We start from the raw sequence: 17,460 nt of genomic DNA, 5'->3' as shown, positions 1-17,460 counted from the left end.
CCGATGCCTGCACGGAGCGGCCGGCATCGCGGTCAGAGGGCATCCAGCGGACTTCGAATGCCCCGGCCTCCACGGTTCAGCACGTGGGTGTAGATCATGGTGGTGCTCACATCGCTGTGGCCCAACAACTCCTGCACCGTCCGGATGTCGTAGCCCGACTGCAGCAGGTGCGTGGCGAACGAATGCCGTAGCACGTGGGGCGACACGGGCTTCGCGCACTCCGTGCGCCGCGCCGCTTCACGCACCGCCCGCTGCACCGACTCCGGCTGCACATGATGGCGGCGCTCGACACGCGGCTCGCTGCGCGGATCGACGGACCGAGCCGCCGCAGGGAACACCCACTGCCACCCCCACGCGCGGCCCGACTTCGGGTACTTCACGGCCAGCGCATGCGGCAGGTGCACATCGCCGAACCCCGCAGCCAGGTCTCGGTCATGCACCGCCTTCGCGCGGCTCAGCTGCGCTCGCAACGGCTCGATCAGGTTCTCCGGCAACACCGTCACCCGGTCCTTGTTGCCCTTGCCTTCGCGCACCACGATCTCCCGCCGCGCGAATTCCACGTCCTTCACCCGCAGCCGCAGGCATTCCATCAGCCGCATCCCCGTGCCGTAGAGCAGGCTCGCGATCAACCACATCGGCCCGTTCAGCTGCCCCAGCAGGTCCCGCACCTCCCGCTCCGTCAGCACCACCGGCAACCGCTTCGGCGTCTTCGCCTGCACCACCTCATCGAGCCAGGGCAGAGAGAGGTCCAGCACCTGCTTGTAGAGGTAGAGCAGTGCGGCCTTGGCCTGGTTCTGCGTCGAGGCGGACACGCCGCGCACCTCGGCCAAGTGCGAGAGAAAAGCTTCCACCTCGCCAGGCCCCAGGTCGCGCGGGTGGCGCATCTCATGGAAACGGATGAAGCGGCGGACCCAATCGACATACAGCTGCTCGGTGCGGATGCTGTAGTGGCGAGTGCGGAGGTGCGTGCGCAGCTGGTCGAGCAGGCGGGGCGGCCGCGGCGGGCCGATGAACGCGGCTCCGTCCTCCTCGGGCGTTGCGGCATCGCTTGTTTCCATCCGCTGATTCTTAGGCCTCCCTTCGGCGCATAGCCTTCGCCAGTGCGCCGTTTAGGGCGGATGCTGTTAGGCGACGTTCGGCAGGGAGCCGCAAGGTCGGGGCGATATGCCGCCTATTCCGTTAGGTGCGACGAGCAGCGGTCGCATTTCTCGATCTCTTAGGCTTGGTCGAGTTGCTCGACCTGCGATGGCGTAGCATCCTGAGCAATCTAATTGACGTTAGGCCCGGTGAGGAAAACGTTGGGAACGTTAAATCTACTTCCGTCCAGATCGTCGCGGGCTCTTCTTCTACCCATCGTTGGTGTGGCGAGTTTTATTTGCTTCTGGGTATTGAGCGCCGATGTGGATTGCGGAATTCAGCGGTTGATGTGCGGCGCATTGTTTGGCGTAGCAGGTATTGCGCTAGTTGCCGGCCTGGGTTTCGGCGCGCTGTTCACGGCAGTTCTTATTCTCCTGAGCTTCGCCGTTTCCTGTGTCTACAGAGGCGCGAAGGTTCTTGAATCTGGTTACAGGGCTTGGCCTGTCTCAGGCATTCTCATCGCATTGCACTTCGCTGCATTTTGCTTTCTCAATCTGCTGGGCACTTTACCTATTGGCTGGGACTGGTGGCATGGGGCGTTCGGTGTTCTCGCCTCGCTTAGGGATGGGCCGGTGATTTATGTGGGACCATGAGCATGGCAATGCCTAACCCCTCCATCGAGCGGACGCGCCGCGGCGGGCTTCGCCCACCGCGCCCCGCCGCTCATGTCAAACGTTAGACCCCAAGGCCACCGGCATGGATGAACGAGCGCTGAAGATCCTGTTGGATGCATTTTGGGCGCCTGGAGGCTGGAAGGCCGATACCGAGCAGGGTGCTTCATCGGAGGACCTCGCGTATGCGAAGTCGAAGCGGATGATGTTCGAACCGCTCGAGCTGGATCACGCCGAGACTCTGAAGCAGCTCTCGAGCTTGGTCGAACGGCTCAATCGGCGCAAAGTTGCTGATGCTTTCCTTGCCAGCCTTTCATCGCGCAGGCTCGATTGGCGCTCTGCCCTGGGAAGCTACGCAGTGTTCCAACACCTCCCGGCCCACAATGCCGGAACCGGTGAACATCGTTGTCAGGTCTGCGGCTTCTATCTGCGCGAGCGCGTGCAAGACTTGAACGTTCTAAATTTCGAACGATTTAAGTGGGGTGGCGTACGACACGACCAAGTAGCGTACGCTGCCTTGGATCTGGGCCTTTTTCTGGAAGCCGCCATTCCCAGTCCAACCGTCGAGGACATCCGGATCTTCCGAACAATGGTCTCGGCAATCGACGCTGCACCGTCAAAGGCTACTAGTGGAGCGCTGCACTCGTACTTCGGGAAGGTTCTGAAGTCCAACAAGGCCGAACGCGATGTCGTGATCGCAATACTCGGCTTCTGCGGAATCCTTGGAACTCCGGCTCATCCCGGCTTCTCGGACGCGTTCGTACCAATCGATCAGCGCCAACTTCCCGACCGGCACTTCGTTGACATGCCATACCCGGCCTGCTGGTGGCGCGCTGAGTCTGGCATCAATCAATCCAAGCTTGCAGAGTACTTTGGCCATGTGTTGTGACGTGTGGCCTAACCCATCCATCGAGCGGACGTGCCCCGGCGGGCTTTGCCCGCCGCGTCCCGCCGCTCATGTCAAACGTTAGGCTCGCATGCAAAGGTGAAGGCCGGAGCGGTTCGGATGCTGCTAGTCGTGCCGGCAACGCTCCTGTTGTTGGCCATGCCGAACGAGCGCGGCGCGCATGGCTCCGTCGTCTGCTTCTTCGCGCAAATCGAGCAACGCAGCGGCATGCGTCGCCGCTCGCCATGGCGGGCGCTTGTAGGGTAGGGGGCAATCAGAATGGCAAGCGACTTGAGGGATCCTACAGTTGCGCCGAGGCACGGCAATGAACACCGGCGGCTCGTTTGGCTTTGTTTCCTCACGCTTGGCATATATGGAGCTTACGCAGTCCTTCGTGACGGGCACATCATCGGGCGGTTGACGGGCAAACATTGCGTGGGATTTGCAAAAGGTGTGCTTCTCACGGTGCTCACCTTGGGCATATTTCCGGGCATCTATGTCGTCGTACTTGCGTTTGATTTGCAACGCTATTCGGAGGCGCGCAGCACCGTCGGACGGCAACGCTATTTGGGTTCTATGGTTTTGGCGGGGGATGCTCTATCCTTGGCGCTCGCTGTGGCGTCTGGTGGCTTGGCCCTCGTGCTTTCAGTGGTCCTGTGGACCTATTGCTGCTACCTCCTTTCCCGCGAACTCGCCCTGTATGGCTCCGCTGCAGCCTAACCCCTCCATCGAGCGGACGCGCCACGGCGGGCTTCGCCCACCGCGTCCCGCCGCTCATGTCAAACGTTAGGCTCGCATTCACAAGTGAAGGCCGCGGTCGATCGTGACGTTGTGCTCCGCTCCGGCGCCGCTCGTGCTGTTCGCCTTGAATCCGTGACGCTGCCCTCGCCAGGGCGCCGATCATGCCGTTCGCCCGACGATCGATGCGAGCTTGGACCGATGGAGGTTGACGGTTTGTATCCTATAGAATACAGTTCGCCATGCGCGTTCAGATCACTGAGGTCTATCGAGATTGGCTCAATGGGCTCAGGGATCGCGCAAGTCGCGCTCGTATCCAAGTGCGCGTTGATCGTCTTGTGCATGGCAATCCCGGACAACATCGCAATCTCACTGACGGTGTCTCCGAGCTCAAGATCGACGTAGGTCCCGGGTACCGGGTCTATTACACAGAGAGGAACGGTGAGCTCATCATCCTCCTGGCCGGCGGAGACAAGTCCAGTCAGGCACAGGACATCAAAGCCGCAATTGCGCTTGCACGAAACCTCTAGGAGTATCGCGATGGCCAAAGCAAAGCCCGCCCAAAAGACCAAGACTGTCGCCTACGATGTGGCAGAACAACTGCGTACGCCTGAAGAGATGGCGGCTTACCTCGATGCTTGGTTCATTGAGGCGCCTGACGACGCTTCGGGAATCGCCCGAGCACTAGGCGATATCGCTCGCGCCAAAGGTATGACAGAAGTTGCACGTGATGCGGGCTTGAGCCGAGAAAGTCTGTACAAGGCTCTCAGCGAGAACGGAAACCCAAGCTTCGCCACAGTTCTGAAAGTTGCTCGCGCGCTGGGCGTTCGTCTGCACGCGGAGGCCGCGTAGGCCCGGCGTGCCAAGGCGGTGAGGCCTAACCCATCCATCGAGCGGACGTGCCACGGCGGGCTTTGCCCGCCGCGTCCTGCCGCTCATGTCAAACGTTAGGCTCGCATTCACAGGTGCAGGCCAAGGCCGTTCGTGACGCTGCTACTCGCGCCGGCTAAGCTCGTGTTGTTCGCCGTGCCAAACGGCGCGAGCGCGGCGCGCATGGTCACGGCTGGCCTGCTTCTTCGTGGAGCTCAGGCCAACGCCACCGGCATGTGGCGCCGGTCTTCATCGCCGGTGCTGGTAGGGTAGGCCGTCAGTTGGTGCGCCGGCTTGCTGGGCCATCATCTATTCGCGCGCTCGCGCAACGTTCGCCTACTGCATGCCGTCCCTTGCCTGGTGCTCCGGCAAGGCAGCGCAAGCGCGCGGCAGAACGGACAAGCCGGCGTTGTTCGTGGCGCTGGGCATTGTGTTCGCCGGCAACTTTGGCAAGAACCGCAGAGGTCGGCGTAAAGCGGGCCGCGTCGGCACCGCTCCCTCGCTGCCAGCAGCTGTGGCATTCGCAGGCTGCAGTGTCGGTTTCCAAGTCTTCTGCTCGGCCTGCGCGTTATGCTGCTCGCCACCTTGGCGGTGCTGCGGCTTGTGTTTGAAGAGGTTCAGGTATCGGCCCGCCTAACCCATCCATCGAGCGGACATGCCGCGGCGGGCGTTGCCCACCGCGTCCCGCCGCTCATGTCAAACGTTAGGCTCGCATTCACAGGTGAAGGCCAGAGCCGTTCGTGACGCTGCGGTTCGCGTCGGCTTCGCTCGTGCTGTGCGCGTTGCCAAACGTCGCGAGCGTCGCGCGTCTGTGTTCGTTGGCCTGCTAGCCGCGAAGCTCGGGCAATGCATGCAGTAGCTTTCGCGACTTGTCGTCGTCGGTCGCCCGAGGGCAAGCTCTGGCCATGCGGTGAGCGGCTCGTTGCGCAGCTATTGGTTTCTCGCTCAGTCGTGCCGTTCCTTCACATCGAGCGGTGCTGGGTCCTGTGCTTCGGCAACGCCCTGAAAGTTCGCGAGGGAAGGGCCGCGCCGGAGTGGCTCGTGGCGCTGGGCATCGTGTTCGCCGGCAACGCCGGCAGTCAACCGCAGAGGTCGGCGTAAAGCGGGCCGCGTCGGCGCCGTTCCCTCACTGCTAACAGCTGCGGCATTCGCACGCTGCATTGATCGGTTTCCAAGTTTTCTGCTCGGCCTGCGCGTTATGCTGCTGGCCATCTTGGCGGTGCTGCGGCTTGTGTTTGAAGAGGATCGGGTATCGGCCCGCCTAACCCATCCATCGAGCGGACGTGCCACGGCGGGCTTTGCCCGCCGCGTCCCGCCGCTCATGTAAAACGTTAGGCCTCACGGAGGCGCCATGTCCACTACGTTTGAGGTCTACCCACGCACCACAGTCGCGCCGTCGTTCGCCGAGGTGTTGGATCTCGGGACTCGACGCGTTCAACAACATCTGCTCGCGCGCGGCGTGCGTGCGACGCCAGAACTGGGCGTGACAGTGCAAGGCAACGGCACTCATCAAATGGTGCCGATTGATGTTTCCCGCCCAGCGATCTGGGACTCGTCCGAGTATGCGTGGTTCTTTGTTGATGGGGTCGCTGGGGGCACGGACGTGTCTTACATGTCGATCTCGACCGACGACCTCGACTACTGGAAGTCTGTGCTTGAAGAGCATGGTCCGGCACGGAAACGAAAGGGCGAAATCTTGGCTTGTCTGTCTAGCGGTTCTTACTGGTCGTTCCGACGATCCACCGGGCAACCTGCAGTGATTAACTTCGCTTATGGGATCCTCGCGGCGGTGTTTGCTGAGTTGACCAATGGTTTCGTGTTCTCGGACGATTCGGCGTGGGACTATGAGAGATTCCCTGCCACAGCGGACGAAATGTACGAGTGGTACTTCGATCCGGAGAAGACGAGCGACCCAGGCAAGGCCGACTGGGCGCGAGCTTGTTTGGCCGCCATTGCCGAGGAAGGTTGTGCCTAACCGATCCGTCGATCGGACGTCACCAAAGCCGCTTCGCCACTTAGGTGCCGCCGCTCATATCAAACGTTAGAGATTACGATGACAAACGTTCTTGCACTGCTCATAGTTGCATCAGGATTCTCGGCGGCTGTCGAAACGAAGTCGGGCTTCGTCGAGCGAACGTTCTCGAATACTGCCGCTGGCGTGGAGGAGTTCTTGGACTTCGCGGAGCCACTTGCTGAGGCAGCCGGACAACCGATTAAGGTCTGCACTGTCACCCTGACGGAGGATGGCGGTGCGGTCATGGATTGGTTGCTCGAAGAGTCCATGGGACCAGCGTCACTTTCAACGCAGGCCTATCTGAAGTACGCGAAGAAGCACAACGAATCGGCTGACTCGCCCACTACGGTTGCAAAGGCATGTTTGGCGCTACTTCCGATTCGACCAAGAAAATAGCGATCGTACGTGGCGCGTGATCTCTAACCCTTCCATCGAGCGGATGTCCAACCGGCTACGCCGGTCGGCCACCGCTCATGTCAAACGTTAGGCGTCAATAACACCGCCATGGATCTTCAAAGTCGTCTTCGCTTCATCCTCAGTTCCTTGTCGCGCCAAGGTTTCGATGCGCGTCCTCTCGTCTTCCGACCACCTGCATCCGAGGCGGAGCTCGTCGAGGTCGAGCATCAGCTTCGAATCGAACTTCCTTCCAGCCTGCGGGATGTGCTCGCGTTTGCTAGTGCGCATGTCGAGTTTCGCTGGTTCGCACCTAAGGACAGGCGTTTCCCGGAGCCGTTTCATCAGAACTTCTCGGGCGACATACATTGGTCTCTACCTCTATTGGTCCAGTACGCCCGAGACAAGCAGCAGTGGATTGAAACCGTATTCAAGAATCCAGATGATCCCTACGATCGGGTGTGGCACAACAAACTCGCGTTCCACGAAGTAGGGAACGGTGACTACCTTGCAATCGACCTTGACGCAGCTTTGCAAGGGAGGGTTGTCTACCTGAGCCACGACGACGGGCAAGGCCACGGCCATGTCCTTGCAGCATCGTTCGCCGAACTGCTTGAAGCCTGGGTGCCTCTGGGGTGTCCGGGCGCAGAAGACTGGCAATGGATGCCCTTCACCGATAACTTCACAGGCCCGATCGATCCGGCGTGTGCGAACGCAAGGCAATGGCGTGAGCTACTCCGACTTGACGCCTAACCCTTCCATCGAGGGGACGTCCACAAGCGGGCTTCGCCCACTTGCGGCCGCCCCTCATGTCAAACGTTAGGCTCGCACTCACAGGTGAAGGGCGGAGGCCCTCGTAACGCCGCATGGCATCTCGTCCCCCAGCCGACTCGAATTGATCTTTCTCCGCAGACGGATATGAATCGCACACATTGGCACCTCACCTCGGGTGTTGTCTGGCTCGTCACAGTCTTGGTCGTTGCGGTCAACACCGTTTCGCATACCGCTGACTTTGGAGCGAACCAGTTTCGTTCGCAGCTCGCGTCCCTAATGGCAGCTGTGGGTCTTGGGGCAATCTTCCTATCGTGGGCGAAAGCCGATGCGCCGGCGCATGGCAAACCCGAGGCGTCAGCTTTCGTCTTCGCCGCGCTTTGGCCGATTCTTTTCTTTGTTGCGCATGTCGCTTACCTTTTCTACACAAGAGGTTTGCGCAATGGAGTTCTCGCGATTCTTAAGTTTGCCTGCTTTGTCATGGCGTCCCTCATCGTGCTATTCGTCGCAGGCCGGCTCGGGAGTTCCATCGTCAACTAGTTCGCTCTGGCAGTGCACTTCGGCGCGGCGTGAACGCAGGTCCGTCGGGTGTCGTGCCGCCAGGCTGTGATTAGGTGTTCAGGAGGGTACGCCGCTTCTGATTGCCGGCGGCCGCGGGGCGATCCTCCCGTCGTGACCGCGTGGCGATAGGTTAGGGCTACTGTCGGCCCGTGCGCCCCATTCCTCGGAATTCGTTTGTCAGGCACTGCTATAGTGTTGATGCATGCCGGCCTTGCTGATTATCAGTTAGCCGGATTTGCGATTAAAGAACAAACGACCATGGGGAAGCCGTGAATATTTTCAAAGCAAGCATTTTGGTGTGCAGTACATTGCTGTCCGCCTGCGTAACACGTTATTCTGTCCCCGAAAACTCGCCAACGGCGTCGCTGAATATAAGCACGACTAGGATCGGTGTGAGAGTGCAAGTTTATGACGATGTCGCTTGCACGAAGAGTCCGTATGGCAACAGACTGGCATCCTTTTTCTTGGACGGCTCGGATCCACGTACCGGCGTTGACAAGTTGATCGCTGCGGAAAAGGACTTTGTTCACACCTACGCATATTCGGTGATATATCCTTCTGGAGATACGCAGTGTAACGTTACTATCGCATTCAAGCCGACTGCCGGGCAACGGTATAAATCACGATTCAGCGTCCAAGGGAACCAGTGCGGCGTGACAGTCGAGCGATACGCTGACGCGAAAGGCGGCTCGGACACAGTGCCTGAGGAAACGGTTCGCCAGATCAAGCCAGCCTGCGTAAACAATCTGACGGACTGAGCATGCGGTCATTTATAGGAACAGCGTTCCAGCTCGGCGGGAGGGCGGTCGCGCTGCCCCTAGGTGGCGAGGTAAGCTGGTCGGCAATTTGGCGGTGCTCCGGCCTCTGTTCGACGAGAGGTTAAGTATCGGCCCGCCTAACCCATCCATCGAGCGGACGTGCCCCGGCGGGCTTCGCCCTCCGCGTCCCGCCGCTCATGTCAAACGTTAGACCGCAGAATGCAGATTGATCAACCCACTTGGTGCCTGACAAGTCCGCGCTGCGCCTGTTGTGCGCTGCAAGGAAAGTTGTGCTTCTCGGCATGCCCAAAATGCGGTGCCGTTGTCCTAGTGTGCGATGAGGTGGGGACTGTGTATCCGATGCTCGGAGATTTGGAGCACGCCGTGCATTTTGGCTGGCAAGATCCGGCATGTGTCTGCCCGAGCTGCCGTGAAGTTCCAATTGTGAAGTTTCGGAATCCCACATCAAGCGAGATCCAAGCGCTTGGCTATCAAGTTGGCCAGTATGAGTAGCCCGCTGCGGTCTAACAAGTCGTTCGACACGGACACGCAACAGCATTGCGCCGCGAGCCGTGCGCGGAAGCATACGTCTCGCGGCGCAATGCCGCTGCGTGCCGGTCAACTCCGACGTTAGGCTCTAGACACTGCCATGTCGAAGGTTCTTCGAATACTTGTCATGTCCGCGGTTGCGCTCGTAGTGGCGCCAGTGGTTCTCAGAAGGCTGTTCCTCGCACCGGTTCTTCGATTGACAGCGTTCGCGGCTTGGCAGCTAACTCTCGGGCGCAGGGGCGTCCGCGCATTGGCGGTGTACTCGAACAGTCCCAGATGGCAGGGCCACTTCGAAACGCATGTTGTTTCGTCGCTTGGCAAAAAGGCAATGGTCGTCAACATCACCTCGCGGTCCGATTGGCTCAGTTCGAAAGGTATCGCCCGGAAGGTGCACAGCACACGGGGAGGCGGGCAGAATCACACACCGATCGTGATCTGGTTCCCTCGTGTGCTGGGCCGAGTCGAGGTCGTTCGCTTCTACGAAGGCTATGGGCGCGCTGCACACCGAAGAGAAGATGACCAGCTGCTCGTCGCTGCGGTGAGAAGAACTCAGGATCTCGTCAATGCATCGGCCTAACCCATCCCTCAAGCGGCATCACCAAAGCGGCTTCGTGACTTTGGAGTCGCCGCTCTTTTCAAACGTCAGGCCGCCACAATGCAAGCCACCTTCTCTCTAACCGACTCCGACTTCGCCCGACTCCAGAAGATCGTCTCGAAGCGGTTCCGTTCAAGTGGTTCGGCATTCACGTTTGCGTTCGTACTCCGAGTGCTCGTTTGGATGTGCATTGGGTCGGCGGGGGCGGCGTACGTAAGAGTAATGCAGGCGTTCCCAGAAGCGTCACCCGCGCTCGAACGGCTCGCGGTCTTGCTCGTGATCGCTGTTGTCGCCATCATGGCCACGCCGTATGCGGCGCAGAGCGCGTTCAGGCGGCAGACGCTTGCCCCCGACGGCGCCTTTCTCTCCGAGCAGACGGTCTCCCTCTCGGATTCGCACCTGCGGGTCACCTCGGCCCGTGGAACAACTGAGATCCCTTGGTCGGGCTTCCTTGATCGGGCCGACGATGAAGTCAACTGCTACCTGTTTATTGATCGCATTCAAGCATTGGTCCTGCCCCGCGCAGCAACTTCGGCCTTCGGTGCGAAGCTTGATCAATATAAGGTTCGCCTCAAGAATGCGGCCTGACCTTTCCTTCGAGCGGCCGCGCCACAGGAGGCATCGCCTGCAGCGTCACGCCGCTCAAGTCAAACGCTAGGCATAGATATGTGGGAAGGCCAGGCAACTTCCAGGCGGGCGCAACAGTTGGCAGGTGTCGCGCTTGCGGTGGCCTCGTTGCCGTTCGCGTCGCTTGGCGCATTCGGAGTCTGGGTTTGCATCGTCAGAACTGGAGCAACACACGCGGTGGTCGCAACTGCGGCGGTGGCGCTGTTCGTTGGACTGTGGGGACTAACGATCGCGTATCGAATCTTCTTCGGTAGAGGTGTGCGTCGGGCCGGCGGAGTGATGTCGCCGCTGGCCCTTCGGGTTGGTGGTCTGTCCTCGCTGGCCCTTGCAACCATCTTTTCATACGATGCCTTGGTGAATAGCAAGGGGAGCGTAGTGGGAGTTGCCGCTACGCTGTTCATTTCGTTCCTGTTCTTCGTCGCGGCCCGGCACCGGGGCGCAATGCGTTCCACGGAATAGGCATGGTCGAGACGCCCATGGTGTTCCAACACAGAAGGTGATTGCATGTTGATTCGGAGCCCGAGTGCAACGCGGCCCAACCCATCCATCGAAGGGACGTGCCACGGCGGACTTCGTCCCCCGCGTCCCGCGGCCCATGGCAAACGCTAGACGCCAAATATCATGGACGCACACCCGTCGCCATACCTCAGCAATAGCCGCCGCTTGCCCGATGTTCTGGCAGCAATTCAGCTCATGGGTGCGTACACGTTTTCCAGTCTCAAGTACGAAGCCTGGGTCGACAAGCTGGGCGGACCCTTAAGCGCCAAGGATTGGAGAGTCATCTTCTCCGAGCACCCTGAGTTCTTTCGCCTAAGCGATGAATGGGTTTCGCTGCGGTGGCGTCACGGCTACGACCGCACCTACAGTCACGAGCAAGGTCGCGATCTCACGCACGATGAGATCTCGACTCTTGGCGAAGATCAAAGGGGCAAGCTCACTCGAAAGCCTCTCACGTCCGACCAGCTTGAGGCACTGATGAAGACCGCCATTGAGTTGCACAGCCGAGAAATTGCTCACCAACAGGAGCGCCGATGGTTGTCCCCGCTACTTTTCGGACTTCTCGGCATCGTCTTAGGCAGCATCTTGCAGGCCGCACTCAAGTGACGCGTAACCCTTCAATCGAGCGGACGTGCCACGGTGGGCTGCACCCACCGCGTCCCGCGGCCCATCTCGAGCGTTGTTCATCATGAGCGACACCGCAGCGAGTCCTGCGCTCGTACTCTTTCTTCTTGCCCTGATGGCTGCTGCATGCACAGCATTCTTCGGCTGCCGCTGGATCTTGCAATCGCATCGGCTCCAACACTTGCCACGCCCAATCGTCTGCGCTGCCCTGTGGGCTCTGCCGTCTGCCCTCCTTCTTCTCTCAACACTGCCGCTTGCGAGGCACCCGAGAGATCTGCTTGAAGTCTCACCACTGCTTCTCGTCATTGCATTCCTCGGCTTGTGCTTCGGAGGAATCTTCCGCTTGCTGACGCGATCAGGAATCAAAGGGTATTGGTACCAAAGAGCATTCGTCGGCGGTCTTGTAGGCTTGGCCGTGGCGGTCGCGTGCGGGGCAATGGTCCACCACTTTCTCACTGGGTGGGGTGGGCCTGGAGGCGGGGGCTTCCGGCGCCTAGGCATCGCCGAGGCGACCCTGCTGTTTTCGTGGCTCGTTCCTCTCTTGGCCATGGTTGGCATTGCCACGCCGCTCCGGGCAGTGATGCCTGACCCTTCCAATGCGCGGCAGGTCCCAGGGCTCTCGCCCCTGCACGTGCCTCATATCAAACGTTAGAACAGACCGAATGACCTGGCTCGTTCCGCTCCTCTTGCTGGCGGTCGCAAACGTCGCCGTGTCCACCGCTGTTGCCAAGAGTCATCTGTACAGTCACGGGCAGGTAGTAGCCCAGTTGTGCATCGTTTGGTTGGTACCGGTAGCTGGGGGGCTTGTCGTCGGCTTGTTCTTGTGGGGGCAACGCTTCCCGGGAAAATCGCGGTTGGGGCAGGGCGCAGACCCGGCGAGTTGGCAGAACGCAGAGAATCCGCCGCACCTACAAGGGGACTGAAATGAGCTGGCCCCCTGAATGACCGGACGCAGCCTATCGCTTATCTTACGGATAGGAATAGGACTGTGAGTATGACTAGGCATACGGAGACCATCGAGGTCATCACGAGGGACCAGCGCCGCAGGCGTTGGTCCCTGGTCGAGAAGGCCGCGCTGGTGAAGCGCACGTACGAGCCCGGCATGAGCGTGTCGCTCGTGGCCCGACAGGAAGGCGTGTCGGCCAGCCTGCTGTTCCAGTGGCGCAAGCTCGAACGGCAAGGTGCTCTGACGGCCGTCTCCGCCGGCGAGGCCGTGGTCCCGGCGTCGGAGCTGGCCGCGGCGCGGGTGGAGATCGCGAAGCTGCAGCGCGTGCTCGGCAAGAAGACCTTGGAGAACGAGATCCTCAAGGAAGCAGTGGAGTACGCCGCCGAAAAAAAGTGGATTGCGCGCTCGCCCTTGTTGCCCGGGGACGAGGAATGACGCGCGTGTGCGAGGCACTCGGTTTGGCGCGATCAAACGTTCATGCACGCGCGAACCGATCCGAGTCGTGGGCCGATGGCCGCACGCAGCGAACGCCCGACACCGACGAGCAGTTGCTGACGGACATCCGCGAGCAGATCGCTGCGTTGCCCAGCTACGGCTATCGGCGCGCTTGCGCGCTGGTGAACCGCCAACGCGCGAGGGTCGGCGGAGCGCGCGTGAATCCAAAGCGCGCGTACCGCGTGATGTCCGGCAGCGGGCTGCTGCTGCCCAGAGCCCCAAGGCGTCGCCAGTCCAGCAGGCCTCATGAGGGCAAGGTCGCGGTGCCGGCGAGCGATCTGCGCTGGTGTTCCGACGGGTTCGAGATCAAGTGCGACTCCGGCGAGACGGTGACGGCGACCTTCGCGAAGGACTGCTGTGATCGAGAGATCCTTGCCTTCCGCGCGTGGAACGGCAAGGGCCTGCCTGGCGAGCCGGTCTGCGAAATGCTCATCGAGGCCGTGGAGAAGCGCTTCGGCAGCGTTGAGGCGATCCCTGCCACGCACACGCTGGAGTTCCTCAGCGACAACGGCAGCGCGTACATCGCTCACGCTACGAGGAACGTGGCCAGGTCGCTGGGACTCAAGCCGATCAACACGCCGGTCTGCAGCCCTCAGAGCAACGGCATGGCCGAGAGCTTCGTGAACACGTTCAAGCGCGACTACGTCAGCCGGATGGACCTGAGCGATGCCGTCGTCGTGCTGGCGCAGCTTCCGGCCGCGTTCGAACACTTCAACGAGATACACCCGCACTCGAGCCTGAAGATGAAATCGCCGCGCGAGTTCAGGCGGCACCTTGCTGAGCAATCCCGCCGCGCTCAGCTCGAACAACCGGCGCTACATTGCGCATAGGCTGCGTCCGGGAATGCAGGGGCAAGATCATGAAATGAGCTTTCACCCTTTCTTGAAGCGAACGCCTGACGGCGCTGACTTCGTCAAACGTCAGGCGTCGGAGGTCCACAATGGAATCGTTCGGCATCCGCTTCAGGAGTGACCGCCTTGACCTGTATCCGCCGCTCGTAGCGATGTTCGAGGCATTCAAGCAAGCCCAGATTCACGAAGAGTTTGGCGAAGTCGACGAGTCGGAAGCCAGGCTAGCCGCGCCAGCGCGGACGTTCTTTCACTGGCCGACCAAGTTGGAGCAAGAAGAATGGTCAGCCGTCCGCGCCAGCCATCCCACGATCGTTACCCGACCCGAAAACGCGTGGGGTCAGTAATGGAACTCCGGCAGCCTCTTGGATGCCCATCAGCCACGCACCTCGGTAGGATTGACCTGCTCGGCTTCTTCGAGCCATTCATTCCTGGAGGACGGCTCGGTTGGGGACGGGGCGATATTGCTGTTTGAACTCGTTCGGGGTCAAGTACTCCAGACTGCTGTGCGGGCGGACTGCGTTGTAGTGGCGACGCCAAGCCTCAATGACGACCGCCGCCTCTCGGCGTGAGCGGAACCACTCCAGCGAGAGGCACTCGTCCCGGAACTTGCCGTTAAAGCTCTCGTCGGTTCCGTTCTGCCACGGCTTGCCGGGATCGCTCAGGGACGTCGCGATGCCCGCCTGGGCGATCCACTCGAGGATGGCGTGGCTGACGAATTCGGGGCCGTTGTCCGAACGCATGAACAACGGCGCACCGTGCAGGCTAACCAAGCGCGTCAGCACCTCTATCACACGGGCCGATCTGATGGACCCCGCGACGTCGATGGCGAGGCATTCACGGGTGTACTCGTCCACAACCGTCAGGCACTTGATCTGCTGCCCTGCGGCCGTCGTGTCGAACACGAAGTCATAGGCCCAAACCATGTTCGCTTTGAACGGCGTGTGCGCCCGAGGCCTGCCTGCAGCGATCCGGCGCCTCGGGCGCCGCTTGGGCAGGAGCAGCTCTGCTTGGCGCCAGATGCGATGCGTGCGCGACCAGCTCAGCTCGAAGCCTCGACGGCGCAGGAAAATGCGAATGCGCCGGTAGCCATAGCGTGGGTACTGCCCGGACAGCTCGCGCATGGCAGCGACGATGGGCGCGTCCTTAGCTGGCAATGTGGGTTCGTAGCTCAATGTCGACCTCGCCATTCCGATCAGCCCACAGGCTCGCCGCTTGGACAGGCCTCGCTGGCATGCGAGGTCTACCTGCTGGCGCCTGCTCTGCGGGCTCACCATTTTTTTGCGTTGATCTCCTTGAGCACCTCGATGTCGAGCGCCGCCTCGGCGAGCAGCTTCTTCAGGCGGCCGTTCTCCAGCTCCAGTGCCTTCAACCGCTTGACGTCGGCAGCCTCCAGCTGGCCAAAGTGCTTGCGCCAGGCATAGATGCTCGCCTCGCTGACCTTGTGCTTCTTGGCGACCTCGCCGACGCTCGTGCTGTCGGCCTCTCGCAGGATGGCGACCATCTGCTCTTCAGTGAATCGACTCTTTCTCATGGGCTCCTCTCGGATGGGGAGCCATCTTCCTAGAAATTATTGGTCCGAAGAAACCGGGCAGGTCAGGGGGCTCGTGCCGCTATGTGGTGCTGGACAACCTCAAGGAAGGCGTGCTCAAGCCGGATCTCTACGAGCCGCTGCTCAACCCGGTATACGCCGCAACGCTGGCCCACTACGAGGTCGTGGCCGACCCGGCGCGGGTGCGTGACCCCAACCGCAAAGGCACCGTGGAGAACGCCATCGGCCACACGCAGGCCACGGCGCTCAAGGGCAAACGGTTCGAGACCATCGAGGAGCAGAACGCCTACCTGGAACACTGGGAGAGCAAGTGGGCTGCCTCGCGCATCCATGGTTCAGAGCGCCGGCAGGTGCAGGCCATGTTCGAGGAGGAACGCGCCCACCTGCAGCCGCTGGCCGAGTGGCCGATGCAGTACTTCACCGACCAGCAGCGCACGATCTGGGATGACGGCTGTGTGCGCGTCGATCACTGCAGCTACGCAGCACGGCCAGCCACCATCGGCACGAAGGTGCTGGTGCGGCTGTACGAGCGTCGACTGGAGATCCGTGACCCGCAGACCCAGGCGCTGCTACGCACGCATGCGCGCGCCGAGCGACCCGGCACTGTGGTGCTGCCGGAGGCCGAGCGCGTCTTCAACCCCTCGCGTGAGACGCGCTCGATCCTGAAGCAGGCCAACGCCATCGGCGCGCAGGCCGCGCGGCTGTGCCAGATGCTGTTCGCCATCGAGGGTCGAGTGGGCCAACGCAAGCTGTGGGGCATCGTTCACTTGGCCGACCGCTACCCACGGCAGATGGTGGACGCCGCGTGCGCGCAGGCGCTTGACGACGGCCTGCACAGCTACCGCCACGTGAAGGCCATCACCGAGCGCTTGGTGGCCGCTGCGCTGCAGCGCATGGACGAGGCCGCGGCGGACGCCGCGCAGGCGTCGGTGACCACGCAGAACCACGACCTCATCCGCAGCCCGCAAGAGTACGGCGACCTGTTCGCCATGGCTGCCGCGTCCATCCCTCAAGGAGACCTCTTCGCATGAACACGAACGACATCGAACTCACACTGCGCAAGCTGCGCCTCTCGGGCATGGCCGAGACCCTGCAGACCCGCGTGATGCAGGCCCAGGCCGCCCAGGAGCCCTTCATGGACACGCTGGCCGCACTGCTGCAGGACGAAATGGATCGTCGTCGGAGTCGACTGATGGCGCGGCGCTTCAAGCTCTCCGGGCTGGACGAGCGGCCGCAGGTTGCCGACTTCGACTGGCGCTTCAACCCGAAGCTGCCGCGGGCGGCCTGCTTCGAGCGGCACACGTTGAAGTTCGTCGGAGAAGGGGCCAACGCGCTGATCGTCGGCAAGCCCGGCACGGGCAAGAGCCACATCGCCAAGGCCGTGGCCTACCAGGCCACCTTGCAGGGCTACGACGTCTGCTACGTCGAGGCCGACAGCGCGTTCGCGCGCTATGGCATCGCCGACACCGAGGAACGCGCGCGGCAGCTCAAGAGGTGGGTGAGCGCCGACCTCCTGGTACTCGACGATCTGTTCCTCCCCCGGCGTATCAGCGAGCACGCCGCCGATCTGCTGCAGACCCTCGTGCACCAGCGCTACAAGCTGCGCCGGTCAGTCGTCATCACCTCCAACCGCATTGTGCAGGACTGGGGCCGATACCTCGGCGACGCGACCATGGTCACCACCGTCCTGGACCGGCTGATGCACCGCTGCGCGATGCTCGAGTTCGAGGGCAGGAGCTACCGGCTCAAGGAGGCCGCCGCGCGGCTGGCCATCACCTCAGACCCCGCATAATTGCCCCATCCTGCCTGGAGCAGTTTGGGGTGGCCATCGGGCGTGCAGAACAGCGCGCGGAGGCTGAGCTCAGCAGGCCGGCTCTCCCCCGCGCCGGAGAGCCTGGGGCGACGGCGCTCGCAGCCCGCTCAGATGCTCGCTGCACTTGAGCCCCTCACCTCTAGACAACAGAAGCTTGCCGCAGCTAGACTCTCT

General features: G+C 61.6%; 15 protein-coding genes and 1 pseudogene. 14 read left to right on the top strand and 2 right to left on the bottom strand.

Annotated features, from left to right (window positions below; genetic code table 11):
* Nucleotides 1-32: 32 nt before the first annotated feature.
* On the bottom strand, nucleotides 33-1,058 hold the full coding sequence (locus tag ACSQ2F_RS14340; protein WP_436023921.1) for an integron integrase: 1,026 nt from the start codon (nucleotides 1,056-1,058) through the stop codon (nucleotides 33-35).
* A gap of 330 nt (nucleotides 1,059-1,388) precedes the next feature.
* On the opposite strand from ACSQ2F_RS14340, the gene ACSQ2F_RS14335 reads away from it, so the two are divergent.
* The 12 genes from ACSQ2F_RS14335 (at nucleotide 1,389) to ACSQ2F_RS14280 (ending at nucleotide 14,268) form a co-directional block, all read left to right on the top strand.
* Complete coding sequence (locus tag ACSQ2F_RS14335; RefSeq protein WP_436023919.1) at nucleotides 1,389-1,730, top strand: hypothetical protein; 342 nt, start codon at nucleotides 1,389-1,391, stop codon at nucleotides 1,728-1,730.
* A gap of 103 nt (nucleotides 1,731-1,833) precedes the next feature.
* The gene (locus ACSQ2F_RS14330; RefSeq protein ID WP_436023917.1) at nucleotides 1,834-2,637 is read left to right on the top strand and encodes a hypothetical protein; all 804 of its coding nucleotides are present in this window, start codon (nucleotides 1,834-1,836) and stop codon (nucleotides 2,635-2,637) included.
* A 432-nt stretch (nucleotides 2,638-3,069) separates the two neighbouring features.
* Complete coding sequence (locus ACSQ2F_RS14325; protein WP_436023915.1) at nucleotides 3,070-3,354, top strand: hypothetical protein; 285 nt, start codon at nucleotides 3,070-3,072, stop codon at nucleotides 3,352-3,354.
* A gap of 260 nt (nucleotides 3,355-3,614) precedes the next feature.
* Nucleotides 3,615-3,902, top strand: a complete 288-nt coding sequence (locus ACSQ2F_RS14320) for a type II toxin-antitoxin system RelE/ParE family toxin (RefSeq protein ID WP_436023913.1) — start codon at nucleotides 3,615-3,617, stop codon at nucleotides 3,900-3,902.
* A 10-nt stretch (nucleotides 3,903-3,912) separates the two neighbouring features.
* The gene (locus ACSQ2F_RS14315) at nucleotides 3,913-4,224 is read left to right on the top strand and encodes an addiction module antidote protein (RefSeq protein ID WP_436023911.1); all 312 of its coding nucleotides are present in this window, start codon (nucleotides 3,913-3,915) and stop codon (nucleotides 4,222-4,224) included.
* Nucleotides 4,225-5,593: 1,369 nt separating this feature from the next.
* The gene (locus ACSQ2F_RS14310) at nucleotides 5,594-6,217 is read left to right on the top strand and encodes a hypothetical protein (RefSeq protein ID WP_436023909.1); all 624 of its coding nucleotides are present in this window, start codon (nucleotides 5,594-5,596) and stop codon (nucleotides 6,215-6,217) included.
* A gap of 78 nt (nucleotides 6,218-6,295) precedes the next feature.
* Nucleotides 6,296-6,652 carry a hypothetical protein gene (locus ACSQ2F_RS14305; protein ID WP_436023907.1) on the top strand — a complete coding sequence of 119 codons (357 nt, stop codon included), beginning with the start codon at nucleotides 6,296-6,298 and terminating at the stop codon, nucleotides 6,650-6,652.
* Between the two features lie 108 nt (nucleotides 6,653-6,760).
* Nucleotides 6,761-7,402 (top strand): SMI1/KNR4 family protein, encoded by a 642-nt coding sequence (locus tag ACSQ2F_RS14300; RefSeq protein ID WP_436023905.1) that lies wholly within the window; start codon nucleotides 6,761-6,763, stop codon nucleotides 7,400-7,402.
* A gap of 2,541 nt (nucleotides 7,403-9,943) precedes the next feature.
* Entirely contained in the window at nucleotides 9,944-10,471 is a 528-nt protein-coding gene (locus ACSQ2F_RS14295) for a YcxB family protein (RefSeq protein WP_436023903.1), read from the top strand.
* A gap of 660 nt (nucleotides 10,472-11,131) precedes the next feature.
* Complete coding sequence (locus ACSQ2F_RS14290) at nucleotides 11,132-11,614, top strand: hypothetical protein (RefSeq protein WP_436023901.1); 483 nt, start codon at nucleotides 11,132-11,134, stop codon at nucleotides 11,612-11,614.
* A gap of 1,012 nt (nucleotides 11,615-12,626) precedes the next feature.
* Nucleotides 12,627-13,903 (top strand): IS3 family transposase gene (locus ACSQ2F_RS14285; RefSeq protein WP_436021831.1). Its coding sequence is split into 2 segments (ribosomal slippage): nucleotides 12,627-12,957 and nucleotides 12,957-13,903, totalling 1,278 coding nucleotides; the frame shifts between segments, so codons are not numbered across the junction.
* 110 nt (nucleotides 13,904-14,013) lie between these two features.
* Complete coding sequence (locus tag ACSQ2F_RS14280; RefSeq protein WP_436023899.1) at nucleotides 14,014-14,268, top strand: hypothetical protein; 255 nt, start codon at nucleotides 14,014-14,016, stop codon at nucleotides 14,266-14,268.
* Nucleotides 14,269-14,346: 78 nt separating this feature from the next.
* Here ACSQ2F_RS14280 and ACSQ2F_RS14275 read toward each other — a convergent pair.
* A protein-coding gene (locus ACSQ2F_RS14275) for an IS3 family transposase (RefSeq protein ID WP_436023897.1) occupies nucleotides 14,347-15,455 on the bottom strand; the annotation gives its coding sequence in 2 pieces (ribosomal slippage) (nucleotides 14,347-15,197 and nucleotides 15,197-15,455; 1,110 coding nt in all).
* A gap of 65 nt (nucleotides 15,456-15,520) precedes the next feature.
* Here ACSQ2F_RS14275 and ACSQ2F_RS14270 point away from each other — a divergent pair.
* Both ACSQ2F_RS14270 and istB read left to right on the top strand, forming a co-directional pair.
* Nucleotides 15,521-16,504, top strand: a pseudogene (locus ACSQ2F_RS14270) (Mu transposase domain-containing protein); the annotation flags it as partial.
* On the top strand, nucleotides 16,501-17,265 hold the full coding sequence (istB, locus tag ACSQ2F_RS14265) for an IS21-like element helper ATPase IstB (RefSeq protein ID WP_436023895.1): 765 nt from the start codon (nucleotides 16,501-16,503) through the stop codon (nucleotides 17,263-17,265). The pseudogene ACSQ2F_RS14270 and the gene istB, both read left to right, overlap by 4 nt.
* Nucleotides 17,266-17,460: the final 195 nt, after the last annotated feature.

The sequence above is a fragment of the Rhizobacter sp. LjRoot28 genome, assembly GCF_964253025.1.
Taxonomy (GTDB): domain Bacteria; phylum Pseudomonadota; class Gammaproteobacteria; order Burkholderiales; family Burkholderiaceae_C; genus Rhizobacter.
Note: the sequence above shows the minus strand (reverse complement) of the source record. Positions and strands in the feature narration are given on the sequence as shown.